The sequence below is a fragment of the Flavobacteriales bacterium genome, from assembly GCA_016715895.1.
Taxonomy (GTDB): Bacteria; Bacteroidota; Bacteroidia; order Flavobacteriales_F; family PHOS-HE28; genus PHOS-HE28.
The window spans coordinates 561112-577245 of the sequence record JADJXH010000003.1 but is presented as its reverse complement, the minus strand read 5'-3'; the positions used below and the strand labels follow the sequence as shown (position 1 = coordinate 577245).

Here is a 16134-nt window from a genome sequence, read left to right as displayed (position 1 = left end):
CACAACCTCCACGTCCATGGACCCCCATGCCCGGCTCCGCACCCTTTCCGCCCTGCACTACGCCTATGGTGCCTTCGTGTGTTTCTCCGGTCTGGCGCTGCTCGCGCTCGTGTTCGTCGGCAGCTTCATGGGCAGCGACTGGCTGGCCGGGCAGGCGAACAGCGATGTGCCCGCCTGGGTCGGCACCTTCCTCAGTGCGTTGGGCTGGGTGCTCTTCGCGCTGGTGGAGATCGTGGGCATCCTGAACCTGCTGTGCGGCAGCTGGCTGGCCAAGCGCACCAACCGCACCGCGTGCATGGTGGTGGCCGCCTTCGACCTCCTGAACGTGCCGCTGGGCCTGATACTGGGTGTGTTCACCCTGGTGTCCCTAAGCGACGATCGCGTGGCGGCGCTTTTCCAGGCACCGCGGTACTAGGAGCCTATTCGGGATGGTCCCGGCCGAAGGCCTGCCGGGCGATGCGGAACTGCTCCTCCTCGGCGGCGATCACGCGCTTGAGGCTGTCGCTGACGTCCTTCTGTTCCAGGCGATCGAGGTCGGGCTGGCCGGCGTCCACCCAGGCGGAGTACCAGAAGCTGCCCAGAACGATGATGCTGGCGTTCATCCTTCGCTCCACCATGCCTTCCATGGCGGCCTCGTAGGCGGCCGTGTATTCGCGGCTGTAGGTGCGCATGCCGGTGCGTCCGCGCTCCTCCATCATGTACTGCCGGTCGTCCGACCACGCCTCATCCACGCTGCGCTCGATGGCCAGCACGCTGTCCACCGCGGCGTGGCTGTCGCGCACGGCGTCCCATGCGGTGCGCAAGGGTGCGTCCAGGTATTGCGCACGACCCACGAGGTGGTCGTAGCCTTCGGCGCTGAGCTCGGGGATGCGGCTTTCCCAGAAGGCGTGGATGCCGTGTTGACCGGTGAGCTGGCCGTTGTAGTTCTCGGTGGTGTGCAGCGGCACATGCGCATCGCCCACGTAGTGGCCGAGGTCCGCCGCGTAGCGCAGGATGCGGTCCACATCCCCGCGCTGAAAGGCGTTCACCAGCCGTCCGTACATCACGTTCACATGCCAGGGCACGATGCCGTACGCCTTCAGGGTGTCCTCGGTGAACTTGGCCACCGCGTCGTTCCAGCGCTCGGGCATCACGGCGAAGGGATCCTGCCCGCCGTGGGCGTAGTGGTCGATGTCGATGTAGTGGCGGGGCGCCTCCTCGGGGTCGGCGTAGCGGCGACGGTCGGGGTCCACCGCGTGGTCGCTGATGAAGTCGATGTGGCGTTTGAAGAAGGGGAACATGGCCGGCGGTAGGGTGAAGCAGGCCATGCGGTTGATGCGCTTGTGGCCGTAGAAGCCCCAGGAGCCGGCCTCCTCGGCGAGCAGCACGGGCCAGGCCAGCAGCGTGGCCACCAGCACCAAGGGGAGGATGGAACGGCTGCCGGGCATGATCAGGCCACGCGTTCGGGCTTCATGGGCACCAGTGCACCGTCCTGAAGCATAGGGATCACCGTGCTGGTGTCGGCGGTGAGGCAGAACTTCACATCGGGCAGCATCTGCAACTGCTCGATCCGGCGGCGGCGTGGCGCGGCCTTCAGGATGCTCATGAAGTTGTCGCGGGCCGCGTGGTAGAGGTACTGGGCCGCGATGCTGCTGTCCTCCTCCAGACCGAACCGGCCGCTCTCCAGCAGGCGGTCCATCACGGCGCCGGCGAAGGTGCTGTCCTCCAGGTTGAACTTGCCCTTCCAGCCGGCGCAGAGCAGCAGCACGTTGCCGTCCTGCCGCACCAGCCAGTCGCTGAGGGCGGTGAGGTTGAGAAAGGCGCCGATCACCATCCGCTTCGCTCCCTGGGCCAGCGCGATCGTGCGGGTGCCGTTGGTGGTGGTCATCACCAGCGTCTTGCCCGCCACCTCCGGGCCCCGGAAGGCCAGCGGTGAGTTGCCATAGCTGAAGCCCTCCACCACCTCGCCGTTGCGCTCGGCGGCCACGATGTGTCCCTCCCGCCCCAGATACTGCCGGGCCTCCTCCACGGTGCTCACCGGGATGATCCGCTCAACCCCGTGGGCGAACGCCGTCACCATGGCACTGGTGGCGCGCAGCACATCGATCACCACCACGATGTCCATGTCCTGCGCGTACAGCGGGTACTGGTCGGGCAGGAAGCAGACCTCCACCCGGTAGCGGTAGTCGGGGTTGATCTCGCGTGTGCTCATGCGGGGGCCTTGTAGAAGGGCAGCGCCACCACCTTGGCGCGAAGGGCCTTGCCGCGCACATCGATGAACAGCTCCGACCCTGGTGCGGCCAGGGCCGTGGGCACGTACGCCAGTCCGATGGCCTTCTGCAGGGACGGGCTGTGGGTGCCGCTGGTCACCGTGCCGATCACGGCCCCGGCGGCGTCCACCACGCTGTGTCCGTGGCGCGGGATGCCGCGGTCCACGAGCTCGAAGCCCACCAGCCGCCGCGCCGTACCGCTGTCCTTCTGTGCTTTCAAGGCCGCAGAATGTATGAAGTCCTTGGTGAACTTGGTGATCCAGCCCAGGCCGGCCTCGATGGGCGACGTGCTGTCATCGATGTCGTTGCCGTACAGGCAGAAGCCCATCTCCAGCCGCAGGGTGTCGCGCGCGGCCAGTCCGCACGGCTTGATCCCGTGGGCCGCGCCCGCCGCCATGATCGCGTTCCAGGCCTTTTCGGCCAGGGGGTTGGGCACGTACACCTCGAAGCCGCCCGCACCGGTGTAGCCCGTGGCGCTGATGAGCACCAGGCCCACGCCCTTCATCTCGGCGTACTGGGCCGTGTAGTAGGCCATCGCCGACAGGTCCACCTCGAAGAGGCCCTGAAGGGTGGCCGTGGCCTTGGGACCCTGCACGGCGAGCAGGCCCATGTGGTCGCTGATGTCCTCCAGTGCGGCGTCGAACGTGTTGTGCGCGTTGATCCAGTTCCAGTCCTTGGCGATGTTGCCGGCGTTCACCACCAACACGTAGTGGTGGTCGTCCTGGTGCTGCATCCGGTACACGAGCAGGTCATCCACGATGCCGCCGGTGTCGTTGGGCAGGCAGCTGTACTGCACCTTGCCCACGGTGAGCTTGGAGGCGTCGTTGCTGGTGACGCGCTGGATGAGGTCGAGCGCACCGGGGCCGCGGACGAGGAACTCGCCCATGTGGCTCACATCGAACAGGCCCACCCCGTTGCGCACGGCGAGGTGCTCGTCGGTGACGCCGCTGTACTGCACGGGCATCAGGAAGCCGGCGAAGGGCACCATCTTGGCGCCGAGGGCTTCATGCACGTGCCGCAGCGCGGTGGTCTTCAGTTCGGTGTGGGTTCCCATGGGTTCTGATGAGGTGGTTGAACAGGTCGATGTAATGGTCGCGCCAGGCCACGGTGGAAAAGCCCTCCTCCACGGTCCGGCGCGCGGCGCGGCCCAGCCGGCCACGAAGGTCGGCATCCTGGATCAGCAGGCCGAGCTTCTCCAGCCATTCCGCCTGGTCCGCGGCCAGGAAGCCGTTCTCCCCGTCGCGCACGATGCCGGTGTTGACGCCCACGGGCGACATCACGGGGGGCACGCCCATGGCCATGTACTGAAGGCCCTTGAGCCCGCATTTGCCCCGGCTCCACGGGTCGTCGCGCAGGGGCATGATGCCGATGTCCATCGGGGCCAGGTCCTCCGGCTCGGTGCTGCTTCGCCAGGGCACGTTCTCCACGTGCAGCCCCGGCAGCGTGAAGGGGCGGTCGCTCACCACCCGCAGGTGGATGCGGTCGCCCCAGCGCCGCCCAAGATCCTGCAGCATGGGCGTCACCTTCCGCAGGTGGGCCATGCTGGTCTGGCTGCCGGTCCAGCCGATCACGACAGGCCCGGCGGATGGCCCATGCACCCGTGGCCGGTAGCGCTCCGTGTCGATCACCGTGGGGATCACCTCCACCTGCGGATTGTGCTTCAGGGCGTAATCCGCCAGGTAGGCATTTCCTGCGATCACATGGTGGGCGAGCCGGATCAGGGTGGCCGTCTTTCCGGGATCCTTCAACCAGCGCAGCCGCCGGTTGCCGTCACTGACGTCCATGTGCCAGATGGCATCGTCGAAGTCGTAGATCACCGGCGGTCCGCTCCGCGCGAGGGCCCTTTCGAAGCGCGTGCTCCCGGTCATGAAGGCCTCGCGCTGGATGAAGACCAGGTCGAAGTGCGCGGCCATGGCCACGTGCTGCCGGCGCAGGCGGTAGCTCTTGAGGAAGATGCGCGCCTTGGCCGCCAGGTTGCCGGGGGTGTAGAAGACCGCATCATCGGCCTCGTCGATCAGCGAGGCGTAGTGGACGGAGAAGCCGTGCTCCTCCCAGTAAGGGATGAACTGGTCGAACCGGTAGCGCTGGCTCGGGGAGCGGTCGCGTCGGTGCGCGCCGATGAACAGGATGCGGGGCATCGGGGACCGCAAAGAAAACCCACGGCCGCGACGCGCAGGCGTCCCGTACCTTGGCCCGGCACGCTGCATGGAACGCGCGAAGGCCTTTCCCCGCTGGGCGGTCCTGTTGCTGGACCTCGGCCTCTGCCTGACGGCGCTGGTGGCCGCCTACCAGCTTCGCTTCAACTTCCAGGTGCCGCCGCTCGAGTGGCGGCTGCTGGGCCCCGTGCTCCCCATCTATCTGGCCGTACGGTCGGGCTCCTTCCTGCTGGCCGGCATCCAGCGGGGCATGGTGCGCCATACGGGCACGGAGGACGCACGCCGCATTTTCTTCACCGTGGTGGCCGGATCGGTGGTGCTGGCCCTGCTCAACCTGGTCCGGGAAGCCGCGGTGGACGGCCGCTACCTCCTCCCCTTCTCGGTGCTCATCATCGAGACGATGGGCGCCCTCATCGCCATGATCGCCTCGCGCATCGCCGTGAAGCTGCTCTACCTGAAGGCCCGCGGCAGTGGAAAGGAACGCGTGAACGTGGTGATCCATGGGGCGGGCGAGGCCGGGTTGATCACCAAGCGCACCCTCGAGCGGGAAGGCTCGGTGCGCTATGCCGTGGCGGCCTTCGTGGACGATGATCCGCGCAAGACCGGGCGGAGGCTCGAAGGCGTGGAGGTATGGCACACCGACCGGCTGCCCGGCCTGCTCGCCGGTGGCGAGGTGCAACAGGTGATCATCGCCATCATGAACCCCGATCCGGAGCACCGGCGGAAGGTGGTGGACGCCTGCATGGCCGCCAGGGTGCAGGTGCGCAGCATCCCTCCGGTGAACGCCTGGATCAACGGGCAGCTCAGCGCCGGCCAGATCCGTGAGGTGCACATCGAGGACCTGCTGGGGCGCCCCATCATCCGGCTGGACGATTCGGTGGTGCGCTCGCGGTTCGCGGGCGAACGCGTCCTGGTCACCGGGGCCGCAGGCAGCATCGGCAGTGAACTGTGCCGCCAGCTGGCGGCCCTCGGGGTGTCGCGACTGGTGCTGCTGGACCAGGCGGAGAGTCCGCTGCACGATCTCTCCGTGGAACTGGACCGCACCGGGCCGGATCTCGAGCTCGCCGCGGTGGTGGGTGATGTGCGCGAGGCGGAAGCCGTGGACCGGCTCATCGCGCTGCACCGTCCCACGGTGGTCTTCCATGCAGCGGCCTACAAGCACGTTCCGCTGATGGAGCTGCAACCCGCCGAGGCGGTGCGCACCAATGTGGGCGGAACGCTGAATGTTGCCGAAGCCTGTGTTCGGCACGGGGTGCGCGACCTCGTGCTGGTGAGCACCGACAAGGCCGTGAACCCCACCAGCGTGATGGGCGCCACCAAACGCGTGGCCGAGCTCTGCCTCCGCGCCCTGCACGCGCAAGGCACGTCCACGCGGTTCATCACCACGCGCTTCGGCAACGTGCTCGGTTCCAGCGGATCGGTGATCCCCCTGTTCCGCAGGCAGATCGCCGCCGGTGGACCGGTGACGGTGACCCATCCCGAGGTGACGCGCTACTTCATGACCATCCCCGAGGCCTGCCGGCTGGTGTTGGAGGCCGGGACCATGGGCCAGGGTGGCGAGGTGTACGTCTTCGACATGGGGGCGCCCGTGTGCATCCAGGACCTGGCCGAGCGCATGATCCGCCTCAGCGGCAAGGAACCCGGGCGCGACATCGCCATCCGCCACACCGGCCTGCGTCCGGGCGAGAAGCTCTACGAGGAACTGCTGGCGGCAAGGGAGGACACCCAGCCGACGCACCACCCGCGCATCCTCATCGGCCGTGATCAGGGCGCTCCGCCGCCCGGAACCCTGGAGGAGATCCGGTCCATCGCCGTCATGGCGCACATGGCCGCGCCCGAGGTGCTCGTGGCCCGCATGAAGGCCCTGGTGCCCGAGTACCGCAGCCGGAACTCGGTCTTCGAGGCGCTCGATGAGGCCCGGCCGCACTAGGCGGGGTACCTTTGCCGCCCTCATCCACCACCCGCCCATGACCCGAGACAAGAACCTGGACATCGCCAAGGTGCAGAAGGAGATCGCCGAGCACATCGGCGTGGGGCCGGACGGGCTGGTCTTCAACTTCGAGCCGGCGCCCGGTGGACGCACGAAGCTCTACCTCATCACCATCAATCCGCGCCACAACCAGAGCTTTCTGTTCCACAGCACCGACGGAAGCGACCGGCTCGATGCCCTCCGGGCCATGCTGGACTACGTGCGTGTCTACAAGGAACGCGAAAGCTCCTACACCATCCAGTGGACGATGCGTGGGGAGAACCTGCTCCAGACCTCGTACTTCCGGGCCAAGAACGTGCTGGACGCGCTGGACAAGCTCTACTACGACCGCGACCCCAACAGCATCGTGGTCTTCTCGGTGATCCTGAACCCCATGTCCTGAGGATGGCCCTGCGCGTGGTCACCACCCCCATCCAGGTGCGGTTCGCCGATGTGGACATGGCCAGGCATGTGCACAACGCCGTGTACCTCCAGTATTTCGAACTGGCGCGCATGAGCTACCTGAACCCGCTCTTCGGAGCGGAGCATGACTGGACCAGTGAAGGGCTCATCCTCGGCCGCAACGAGGTGGACTACCGGCGTCCGGTGCGGCTGAACGACCGGGTGGAGGTGGACTGCTGGTGCACCCGCGTGGGTGGCAGGAGCTTCGAGCTGGCCTATGGGGTGCACGTGCTGAACGGCGCGGCACGGACCTTGTGTGCCGAGGGCCGCAGTGTGATGGTGTGCTTCAACTACCTCACCCACACCACGATCCCCATCCCCGAACGCATCCGCCTCGTCCTGGACCAGGACGCACGACCATGAGAACTTCCTTCCACGTCCTGGGCCTCTTCGCCCTCCTCGCCATGCCGCTGATCCCTCGTGCACAGGATCTGCAGGGCATCCTGGGCACCGCGGGCCAGATGCTGGGTGGTGCGGGAAGCGGCGCAGGCCTCAGCAACGAGGAGGTGGTGCGCGGACTGAAGCAGGCGCTGGAGGTGGGCAGCCAGCGCAGCGTGGACCTGGCCGGCGCCGACGGCGGTTTCTGGAACGAGCCACGCATCCGCATCCCCTTCCCCGCCGAGGCCGAGAAGGTGCGCACCACCCTGCTGGGCCTGGGCATGACCAAACCGGTGGAGGATTTCGAGCGCACCATGAACAAGGCCGCCGAGACCGCGGTGAAGGAGGCCGTGCCGGTGTTCGTGGACGCCATCACGGGCCTGAGCGTGGAGGACGGATTCGCGATCCTCAAAGGCGGGCCCGACGCGGCGACCACCCTGCTGCGGCAGCGCACCACCGAGGCTCTCACCGGCCGCTTCCGTCCCATCGTGGAAAAGGCCACCGCCCAGGTCGCCCTCACCAGCTACTGGACACCGCTGGCCAACGCGTACAACGGGGCGGCCCTGTTCACGGGTGGCAAGGCGGTGGATCCCGACCTCAATGCCTATGTCACCGACAAGGCCATCATCGGGCTGTTCACCCTGCTGGCGGACGAGGAGCGGAAGATCCGCGAGAACCCCCTGGCGCGCACCACCGACCTGCTGAAGCGGGTGTTCGGCAACTGACGTCCGCATGCGTGCCTCGCGAACGATCCCCGCCGGCAGCCCTCTGGCCGATAGCGAGCTCGTGCTGGGCCCCGATGGTTCGGTGTACCACCTCGGCCTGCGCCCGGAGCATGTGGGCGACCTGGTCCTGGTCGCCGGCGATCCCGGCCGCATCGCCACCATCAGCGCCCTGTTCGAGCGCATCGAGCACCGCGCCCAGAACCGGGAGTTCGTTTCTCACACCGGGGTGTACCACGGCACCCGGATCACCGCGCTGGCCACCGGCATCGGCACGGACAACATCGACATCGTCCTGAACGAGCTGGACGCGCTGGTGAACATCGATCTGGAACGGCGCACGCCGCTCGATACGCATCGGAGCCTGCGCATCGTGCGGCTGGGCACCTGTGGATCGCTGCAGCCCGACATCCCCGTGGACGCGCGCATCGTCAGCACCCACGGCCTCGGCCTCGACAACGTGCTGCACTACTACGCCCACGAGCAGGACGCGCATGAACGGGAGGTGCTGAACGCCTTCATGGCGCACGTGCCATGGCCCGAGGCGCTGCCCCGGCCCTACCTCGCCACGGGCGATGCCGAGCTCGTGCGGGTGATGGCCGAAGGCAACCATGCGGGCATCACCGCCACGGCGGGCGGGTTCTACGGCCCGCAGGGGCGGCAGCTGCGCCTCGGCACGGCGGTGGAGGGGCTGAACGCGCGCTTCACCGATTTCCGGCACGATGGCCTGCGCATCGCCAATTACGAGATGGAGACCAGTGCGCTCTATGGCCTGGGCGCGCTGCTCGGGCACCGCACCTGCACGGTGTGCACGGTGGTGGCCAACCGCTTCCGCCGCGAGTTCAGCCGGGACCATCATGCCGCCGTGCGGACCATGGTGGGCGAAGTGCTGGAGCGATCAACAGCCTAGTGGTTGAAAGTACGCCGACGGGGCACCGCGCCCCCGGAGGGCCCCGGGTACTTTCGTCGAGGCCGGGCAACGGCCATCGGGGGGCATGAGCGAGAACGAGATCCAGGCGTTGATCACCCTGATCGACGATCCCGACGAGGACATCTACGCACAGGTCAGGTCGCGCATCGTATCGCTCGGCGACCGCGTGCGGCCTGTGCTGGAGCGGGCATGGGAGATCGACGACCAGGGCGACCTCTTCCGTTCCCGCGTGGAGGACCTGCTGCACACCCTGCATCTGGACCATGTGGAGGCCCGGTTGAAGGACTGGTGCGACCGCGGCTGCGAGGACCTGCTCGAAGGCGCCCTCATCGTATGCCGCTATCGGTATCCCGACCTGGACGAGCAACGGATCAAGGCCCGCTTGGCCGCCATCCGGCAGGACATCTGGCTGGAGCTGAACGACCACCTCACCGCCTTCGAGAAGGTGCGGGTGTTCAACCACATCTTCTTTCAGGTGCACGGCTTCAAGGGCAACAAACGCAACTACCACGCCCCGCAGAACAGCTACATCAACGATGTGCTCGACAGCCGCAAGGGCAACCCGCTTTCCCTGTCGATCATCTATCAGGTGGTGGCCGAGGACCTGGACCTGCCCCTGCGCGGGGTGAACCTGCCGAACCACTTCGTGCTGGCCTATCTCGAGGAGGGCAGCGTGGGCGGCGGGCTTCAGCAGAACATCCTGTTCTACGTGAACCCCTTCAGCCAGGGCGACATCCTGGGCCGCAACGAGATCGACGAGTTCCTGCAGAAGCTGCAGATCGCGCCGCAGGAGGGCTTCTACCAGCCCTGCACCAACCGCGACATCGTTCGGCGCCAGCTGAACAACCTGCACCACAGCTACGTGAAGCAGGGCGATGGCGAGCGTGCCGCGGAACTGGACCGGTTGCGCCAGCTGTTGGGACCGATGCCCGATGAGCCTAAGCGGCTCGAGCCCTGAAGATGAGGCGTAGTGTGGCTGCGATGATGCGCAGGTCCAGGGCGAAGGTGCGCTCGCGCACGTAGCGCAGGTCCAGGGCGAGCTTCGCCGGCATCACCTCCTCCACGTAGGTGCGTTCCGGATCGTCGGACCGCGCCAGCAGTTCGTTCTCGTCCACATAGTCCAGGCTGGCCATGCCGGTGATGCCGGGGCGGACGCTGAGCACCTGTCGTTGGTCGGTGGTGTACAGCGCCACGTAGCGCGGCACCTCGGGACGGGGCCCCACCACGCTCATGTCGCCCTTCAGCACGTTCCAGAGCTGGGGCAGTTCATCCAGCTTGGTCCGCCGTAGGAAATGCCCCACCCCGGTGATCCGTGGGTCGCGGCCACCGATCGTGAGCTGACCCAGCGCCTCGCTCCCCGGCCGCATGCTGCGGAACTTCAACAGGTTGAACGGTCTTCCGTGGCGCCCCACACGCACCTGGCGGAAGAACGCCCCGCCCGGCGAAGTGAAGGCCACCGCGAGGGCGAAGAGCACCAGCAGCGGAAGCAGGAGCACCAACGCCACGCTCGCGAAGACGATATCGAAGGCGCGCTTGAAAGCCATGGATCATCCGAGCACCTCGGCGACCGCCCCCTTCACCGCGGCCACCACGGTGTCCACCTGGTCGTCGGTGAGGTCGTAGAAAACGGGCAGGCTGATCTCATTGCAGTACAGCTCGAAGCTGCGCGGGTGGTCGCTCATCCGGTAGCCCAGGCCCTTGTAGTAGCTGAGCAGCGGAAGCGGGATGAAGTGGACGTTCACGCTCACGTCGCGCCGGGCGATGGCCGTGATGATGGCATCGCGCTGCTCCTCGGAGGCCCCCCGCACGCGGAGCATGTACAGGTGGTGGCTGCTCGCGCGCTTTCCGTCGTGGAAGGTGGGCACGATGAAGCGTTCATCCGCGGAGAAGGCCCGGTCGTACCGTTCGCAGATGGCCCTTCTGCGGACGAGGGTGTCGTCCTCGTAGCGCTCCAGTTCCACCAGCCCGATCGCGGCCTGCAGATCGGTCATGTTGCACTTCCAGCCGGGGAAGGCCACATCGTAGCGCCAGGCACCGGGCTGCGTCTTGGCCAGGGCATCCTTGCTCTGTCCGTGCAGGCTCATGGTGTTGAAGTGGCGGTACAGCTCGTCGGTGTCGAAGGGCGCGGGCAGGTTGAAGGCGAGCGCCCCGCCCTCGGCGGTGGTGAGGTTCTTCACGGCGTGGAAGCTGAAGCCGGTGATGTCGGCCTGGGTCCCCACCGGTCGGCCATCGATGCGGGCCCCGAAGGAGTGCGCGGCATCGGCGAGCACCAGTGCGCGCCCGAGGCGCATCTGCGGGTTGCTGCCCGCCACGCGCAGGTTCACCGCCGGGGTGAACAGCGGGGAGCACTCCTCCGCCAGCCGCATGATCTCGGGTACCCGAGCGGGCAGCCCTCCGATGTCCACCGGGATGATGCACTTGGTGCGCGGTGTCAGGGCCCGCCGCACGGCATCGGGATCGATCGTGAAGTCGTCCAGCACGTCCACCAGCACCGGCTTGGCGCCCACATGCATCACGATGTTGGCGGTGGCGCAATAGGTGTAGGCGGGCACGATCACCTCGTCACCCGGCCCGATGCCGAACCACCGAAGGGCCAGCTCGCACGCGTTGGTCCAGCTGTTGAGCGCGATCACCCGCTCCACGCCGCAGTAGGCGGCCAGCCTTCGCTCGAACTCCTTGGTGCGGGGGCCGGTCGTGATCCATCCGCTGCGGAGGGCCTCCTCCACGGCCTTCACGGTGCGGTCATCGATGCGTGGCGGGCTGAACGGGATCGGGGGCATGCGGAACGTGGAAGATGAAGGCGAAGGCGGCCAGGAACACCACGCCGGCCTGCACTTCCAGCAGGCTTTCGACGGTCGCGTTCAGCAGCACAAGGTAAAGGAAGGCCGCGGCCACCGGCCGTTGCCTGCGGATCGCCGCGAACAGCGGCACCAGCAGCAGGGCCGCGCACAGGATCAGCCCCGGCCAGCCCAGGGCGATGCCGCTCTGCACGAACTGCGAATGGGCGTTGAGCCGCTTGTCCACCACATGCACATACCCCCTGCGGGCGCTCTCGGCGTGGAGCTCGTCCTTGATGTCGCCCGTGCCGACCCCGGTCCAGGGATGCGCCCGCAACAGGTCCAGGCCCACCGACCAGGTCATGCGACGCAGGTCCGAACTGCGGTCGGACCCCGGATCGAAGCCCCGGGTGGCCTCGAAGGCCTGCAACACCTTCAGCCGCACGGGCCGCACGGCGGCGAACAGGCTGCCGAAGAGGACCGCGCCCGCCAGCAGGCCGCCCACCAGTGCACGCCGCATCGTTCGATCCCGCCGGAAGTGCCAGGCACCGTGCACCAGCAGCACGACCAGGGTGATCCAACCCATCTTCGAATTGCTGAGCACCACCGCCGCGACGAGGAGCAGCACCACCCCGGCACTGCTCCACGGACCACCGCGCTGCCCCACCCCCCCGAACAGCCGGATGGCCAGCGCGAACACGGCGTACATCGCCATATAGGTCGGGTGCAGGAACCGCGAGAAGCGCGACTCGAAGAGATGGGAGATGCCGACCACGGCGCCACCGGGATCCGGGTGGACGCGCTCGGCCACGATGGCCCCCACCGCGAGCAGCAGGCACAGCAGGGCCGCAACCGCGTTCGCGAGCACGAAGACCGTGAGCAACGGACGGACGTCCAGCGCCGAACGCACGGGCAGGACCACGGCCAGCACAGGGAAGAGCAGAAAGGCGGCCTTCACCTCCAGGTCGAACGCACCGAACGCCGTGTTGGTGGTCCACGCCATGCCGACCACGTGCAACGCGTAGTAGGCGGCCATCAGCGGCAGTGAACCGTCACCCCGCTCCAGGCGCCAGGGGACCTTGGAGGATCTCCACCGCAGGCGGATCACCGCCACGGCGAGCAGGACCACGGCCAGCGGCACCAGCGCCGGGGCCAGGGGCAGCAGCACCAGCAGCAGCGCGAACGCATGCTGGACGGCAGGATCGCCTTGGCCGGTGATGGTCCGCATCGCGCAAAGGTGGTTCGCCTATCGGGTGAGACGCCCTGCCCGCTGCCCCGGCTGTCGTCCGAGCAGCACGAAGTGCACGATGCCTTTCCAATAGCCCAGACCGTAGGCGAGATGGAGGATCAGGAAGGCGTACAGGACGCGCGGCACGTCCGCCGGCTGCTCCGCGGCGCGCCAGGCGCTCCAGCCCGCTGCGGCGAGGTAGCCCAGCACACCGGCGCCCGTGGCCCAGGCCGCCCAAGGCCACACCAGCCCCAGCGCAGGCCCCAGCACCAGTCCCGCCACCCACGCGGCGGGCACCACCTGCCGCCAGGTGGTCACCGTGCGGTGCAGGCGGTTCACGAAGACCTTCCAGTAGCCATACTGGTGGTACTGGCGATAGAGCTTGGCGAAGGAGGCGCGCACCGCGTAGGAGGAGCGGATCGCCGGGTCGAGCAGGATGCGGAAACCGGCCCTGGTGACCCGGTGGTTGAACTCGTCATCCTGGTTGCGCACCAGCGCCTCATGGAAGGTGCCGACCTGCTCGAAGACCTCGCGGCGATAGGCTCCGAAGGCCACGGTGTCCACCGGTCCCGCCTTGGTCCCCGTGCGGAAGTGCGCGTTCCCCACGCCGAAGGGGTGGCCCATCGCAGCTCCGATGGCCCTGGAGGTGCGGTCCGTGTAGGTGTTGATGATGACACCGCCCGCGCAGCCTGCCCCGGCATCGCTGCGCAGGGCGGCCAGGTTGCGCACCAACCAGTCCGGCTCCACCGTAGCGTGGGCGCCCAGCAGGATGGCGACATCGAAGGGCCGGGCGGCCAGGCCGCGGTTCATGGCGTGCGGGGTGGTGCGGTCGGGGTTCTCCACCAGGTGTACCACCGGGGAGCGTTCCTGGTGCACGACGATCTCGTCCCGCGTGCCATCCGTGCTGCCTCCATCGCACACCAGTACGCTCAGCTCCATGCCCGTGCGGTCCGCTGCTTCCAGCGAGGCCAGGCATCGGCCGATGTGGCCCGCCTCGTTGAGGCAGGGGATCACCACGCTGACGCGCGGCACGGGGGGCAGCGGCGGCAGCTTCATGGGCGGAGCCGCAGCCGGGTGCGGGCCAGGTGGTCCATCAGGAGCACGAGCGCCCCGCTGCTGAGCGCGGTGGCCAGGGCCGAACCCAGCAGCCCCAGCGCGGGGATCAGGGCCAGGTTCAACAGCACGTTCGCCGTGAAGATGCCCGCGATGAACAGGGTCTGTGTGCCGGGTCGGCCCACCTGGCTGAAGAGCATCAGGAACGGCTGATGGCCTGCCGTCAGGGCCACGCCCGCCACCAGGATGGCATACACGGCCCACACGGTGAACGGTTCCTCGCGCATCCCCAGCATCCACATGCCCACCGGGAACAGGGGGATGGTGAGCGCGATGAGCGGGGCCAGCAGGCGAAAGAAGCTGCGGCGGTTGCGGCGGACCACCTTCCGCAGCAGCTCCGGACCACCCTGGTGCCAGGCCCGCGTGATCACCGGGTTGATCGTGTTGCGGAAGAGCACCGGCAGGTACATCACACCCTCGGCCACGGTGGCGCCCATGCTGTACAGGCCCACCGCACGATCGTCCAGGAAGAAGCCCAGCAGGAACACGTCCACCCGGGTGTTGACGTCCAGCAGGAAGTTGCCGGCCAGCGCCCGGTTGCCGAAGCGGAACTGTTCGCGCGCCACCTGCCGGGCGCCCTGTGAACGCCCCGGTCGCCAATGCGGCAGCGTGGCCGGGAGCAGGACGAGCAGCAACGCGGCCTCTGCCAGGGTGAGCAGCACGGCAAGTTCATCGGCCGGACGCTTCAGGGCCACCAGTGCCGCCAGGGCCGCCAGCATCAGCACGAAGCGCAGCAGCTGGAACACGGCGAACAAGCGCATGCGGCGGGCTCCATTGTGGTAGCTCAAGAGCACCTTGTTCCAGGTGAAGAAGAGCAGGCCCGGGATCACCAGCGGGAAGGCCTCCCCCACGCCGGCACTGCCGGACCATCGACCGGGCAGATCGCGCAGCAGCCAGGCAAGCGCCATCACCGTCAGCGCCGTCGCGGTGCTCAGGACGAGCGCGACGGTCAGCTGCACGTCGGGTCGTCGGTCCGCCTGCAGCTCCCGCGGCACGAAGGCCTGCACGGCGAGGTGCACGCCGCCCACGGCCAGCTGGCTCAGCAGGATGTACAGGGCGTAGGCCTGATTGAAGATCCCGAGCGCTGACGCGCCATGCGTGCGCAGGATGAGCACGTTCAGCAGCACCCCGATGAGGGCGCTGAGGCCGAAGGCCCCTGCGTTCCAGATCAGGTCGGTGGAGAACTTGCCCCGGAGCGGCCGCATCGTCAACGGCGCAAGGTATCCTTCACCCGATGGAGGGTGTGGCCCTTGGGATCGGTGGCCACGGGCTCGCAGGCTTCGGCCAGGAACCGCGTGAAGGGCGGTGACAACGCGCTGAGCTCACCGGTGCTGAAGATGTACCGGCAGTGCAGGCTGTCGCGCAGCAGTGAAGCCGCCCCGGGGACCGTGCGTCCGGCGAGGAGGGCGTGCGTGCCGTCGCGTAGGAACAGCTGGTCCGATCCGCACCAGAAGTAGATGCCGGGCCGCCGGGTGCGGTAGTACCACACGGGCAGATTGTTGACGAGGACCGTGTCGGTGGGTCTCACGCCATGGTCGTTCAGCCAGCGCTCCAGGTCCTCGGGCCCCGCATCGAGCCGCTCGGCCAGCGTGGCGCCGGGGCGCGCCTCCGGTGGGGGGGCGGCCATCACCGAGGCCACCCGGAAGTGATAGTGGATGGAGGCGGCCGAGTTCAGCACGCCCAGCAGGGCCATGACCGTCACGAACGCGCCCCGCTCGCGCGCGCTCCTGCCTTTCCGTTCGAAGGTGAGCCACACGAACACGCAGGTGGCGGCGATGGTGAGGGGTTGAAGGGTGAGCGCATAGCGATAGTTGAAGCCGCCCATCGCGCCGATGAGGGCGAGCGCCGCGGTGTAGAACACCACCAACCCGCGCTGCCAGGGCGCCCGGCGCCGCCAGGTGGCCAGCACCATGCCGATGGGGATCAGCACCAGCCAGTTCGTGGCGCCGAGGTACCGGTAGTTGAAGAGCACGCCGAGGTAGCCGTTCAGCCAGGCCAGCAGCGGTGATCCGATGCCGCGTTCGAAGAGCTGCGGGTCCATGTCCCCCACCTCCAGCGGCATCAGCCAGCCGTAGTAGGCCACCGGGAGCATCACGCCGAAGGCGACGAGCAGCGCCCACATCATCCGGCTGAACTGTCGTCCGTCCAT

At 67.9% G+C, this 16134-nt stretch carries 17 protein-coding genes; 7 read left to right on the top strand and 10 right to left on the bottom strand.

Annotated elements, in window-relative coordinates; all coding sequences use genetic code 11:
• The first annotated feature begins 16 nt into the window (after positions 1 to 16).
• Positions 17 to 415, top strand: coding sequence for a hypothetical protein (locus IPM49_02640; protein ID MBK9273423.1), 399 nt, complete (start codon positions 17 to 19; stop codon positions 413 to 415).
• 4 nt (positions 416 to 419) lie between these two features.
• Here IPM49_02640 and IPM49_02635 read toward each other — a convergent pair whose 3' ends face one another.
• The 4 genes from IPM49_02635 to IPM49_02620 are packed head-to-tail and all read right to left on the bottom strand — an operon-like array spanning position 420 to position 4387.
• Positions 420 to 1427 (bottom strand): S1/P1 Nuclease, encoded by a 1008-nt coding sequence (locus IPM49_02635; protein MBK9273422.1) that lies wholly within the window; start codon positions 1425 to 1427, stop codon positions 420 to 422.
• A 2-nt stretch (positions 1428 to 1429) separates the two neighbouring features.
• On the bottom strand, positions 1430 to 2191 hold the full coding sequence (locus IPM49_02630) for a 2-phosphosulfolactate phosphatase (GenBank protein ID MBK9273421.1): 762 nt from the start codon (positions 2189 to 2191) through the stop codon (positions 1430 to 1432).
• Positions 2188 to 3285: a glycine cleavage system aminomethyltransferase GcvT gene (gene gcvT, locus IPM49_02625; GenBank protein MBK9273420.1), complete on the bottom strand. Its 1098-nt coding sequence runs from the start codon at positions 3283 to 3285 to the stop codon at positions 2188 to 2190. Before gcvT ends, IPM49_02630 begins: the two co-directional genes overlap by 4 nt.
• Positions 3254 to 4387, bottom strand: coding sequence for a glycosyltransferase family 4 protein (locus IPM49_02620; GenBank protein MBK9273419.1), 1134 nt, complete (start codon positions 4385 to 4387; stop codon positions 3254 to 3256). The genes gcvT and IPM49_02620 overlap by 32 nt, the downstream gene beginning before the upstream one ends.
• A gap of 67 nt (positions 4388 to 4454) precedes the next feature.
• Between IPM49_02620 and IPM49_02615 the strand changes: the two genes are divergently transcribed.
• From IPM49_02615 to IPM49_02590, 6 genes are all read left to right on the top strand, one after another.
• Positions 4455 to 6335 carry a polysaccharide biosynthesis protein gene (locus tag IPM49_02615; protein ID MBK9273418.1) on the top strand — a complete coding sequence of 627 codons (1881 nt, stop codon included), beginning with the start codon at positions 4455 to 4457 and terminating at the stop codon, positions 6333 to 6335.
• A 37-nt stretch (positions 6336 to 6372) separates the two neighbouring features.
• Complete coding sequence (locus IPM49_02610) at positions 6373 to 6777, top strand: hypothetical protein (protein MBK9273417.1); 405 nt, start codon at positions 6373 to 6375, stop codon at positions 6775 to 6777.
• 2 nt (positions 6778 to 6779) lie between these two features.
• Positions 6780 to 7199 carry an acyl-CoA thioesterase gene (locus tag IPM49_02605; GenBank protein ID MBK9273416.1) on the top strand — a complete coding sequence of 140 codons (420 nt, stop codon included), beginning with the start codon at positions 6780 to 6782 and terminating at the stop codon, positions 7197 to 7199.
• Positions 7196 to 7939: a DUF4197 domain-containing protein gene (locus tag IPM49_02600; GenBank protein ID MBK9273415.1), complete on the top strand. Its 744-nt coding sequence runs from the start codon at positions 7196 to 7198 to the stop codon at positions 7937 to 7939. The genes IPM49_02605 and IPM49_02600 overlap by 4 nt, the downstream gene beginning before the upstream one ends.
• A gap of 7 nt (positions 7940 to 7946) precedes the next feature.
• Complete coding sequence (locus IPM49_02595) at positions 7947 to 8846, top strand: nucleoside phosphorylase (GenBank protein ID MBK9273414.1); 900 nt, start codon at positions 7947 to 7949, stop codon at positions 8844 to 8846.
• Between the two features lie 85 nt (positions 8847 to 8931).
• The gene (locus IPM49_02590) at positions 8932 to 9825 is read left to right on the top strand and encodes a transglutaminase family protein (GenBank protein MBK9273413.1); all 894 of its coding nucleotides are present in this window, start codon (positions 8932 to 8934) and stop codon (positions 9823 to 9825) included.
• Here the strand turns inward: IPM49_02590 and IPM49_02585 are convergent.
• Genes IPM49_02585 through IPM49_02560 form a run of 6 tightly spaced genes read right to left on the bottom strand, consistent with a single transcriptional unit; the run spans position 9806 to position 16134 of the window.
• Positions 9806 to 10411, bottom strand: a complete 606-nt coding sequence (locus IPM49_02585; GenBank protein ID MBK9273412.1) for a sugar transferase — start codon at positions 10409 to 10411, stop codon at positions 9806 to 9808. The genes IPM49_02590 and IPM49_02585 overlap by 20 nt on opposite strands.
• 3 nt (positions 10412 to 10414) lie before the next feature.
• Complete coding sequence (locus tag IPM49_02580; GenBank protein ID MBK9273411.1) at positions 10415 to 11647, bottom strand: DegT/DnrJ/EryC1/StrS family aminotransferase; 1233 nt, start codon at positions 11645 to 11647, stop codon at positions 10415 to 10417.
• A complete protein-coding gene (locus tag IPM49_02575) occupies positions 11610 to 12872 on the bottom strand; it encodes an O-antigen ligase family protein (GenBank protein MBK9273410.1) in 1263 nt (420 codons plus the stop codon). Before IPM49_02575 ends, IPM49_02580 begins: the two co-directional genes overlap by 38 nt.
• A gap of 18 nt (positions 12873 to 12890) precedes the next feature.
• On the bottom strand, positions 12891 to 13928 hold the full coding sequence (locus IPM49_02570) for a glycosyltransferase family 2 protein (protein MBK9273409.1): 1038 nt from the start codon (positions 13926 to 13928) through the stop codon (positions 12891 to 12893).
• Entirely contained in the window at positions 13925 to 15190 is a 1266-nt protein-coding gene (locus IPM49_02565; GenBank protein MBK9273408.1) for an oligosaccharide flippase family protein, read from the bottom strand. The genes IPM49_02570 and IPM49_02565 overlap by 4 nt, the downstream gene beginning before the upstream one ends.
• A 2-nt stretch (positions 15191 to 15192) precedes the next feature.
• Positions 15193 to 16134, bottom strand: coding sequence for a hypothetical protein (locus IPM49_02560; GenBank protein MBK9273407.1), 942 nt, complete (start codon positions 16132 to 16134; stop codon positions 15193 to 15195).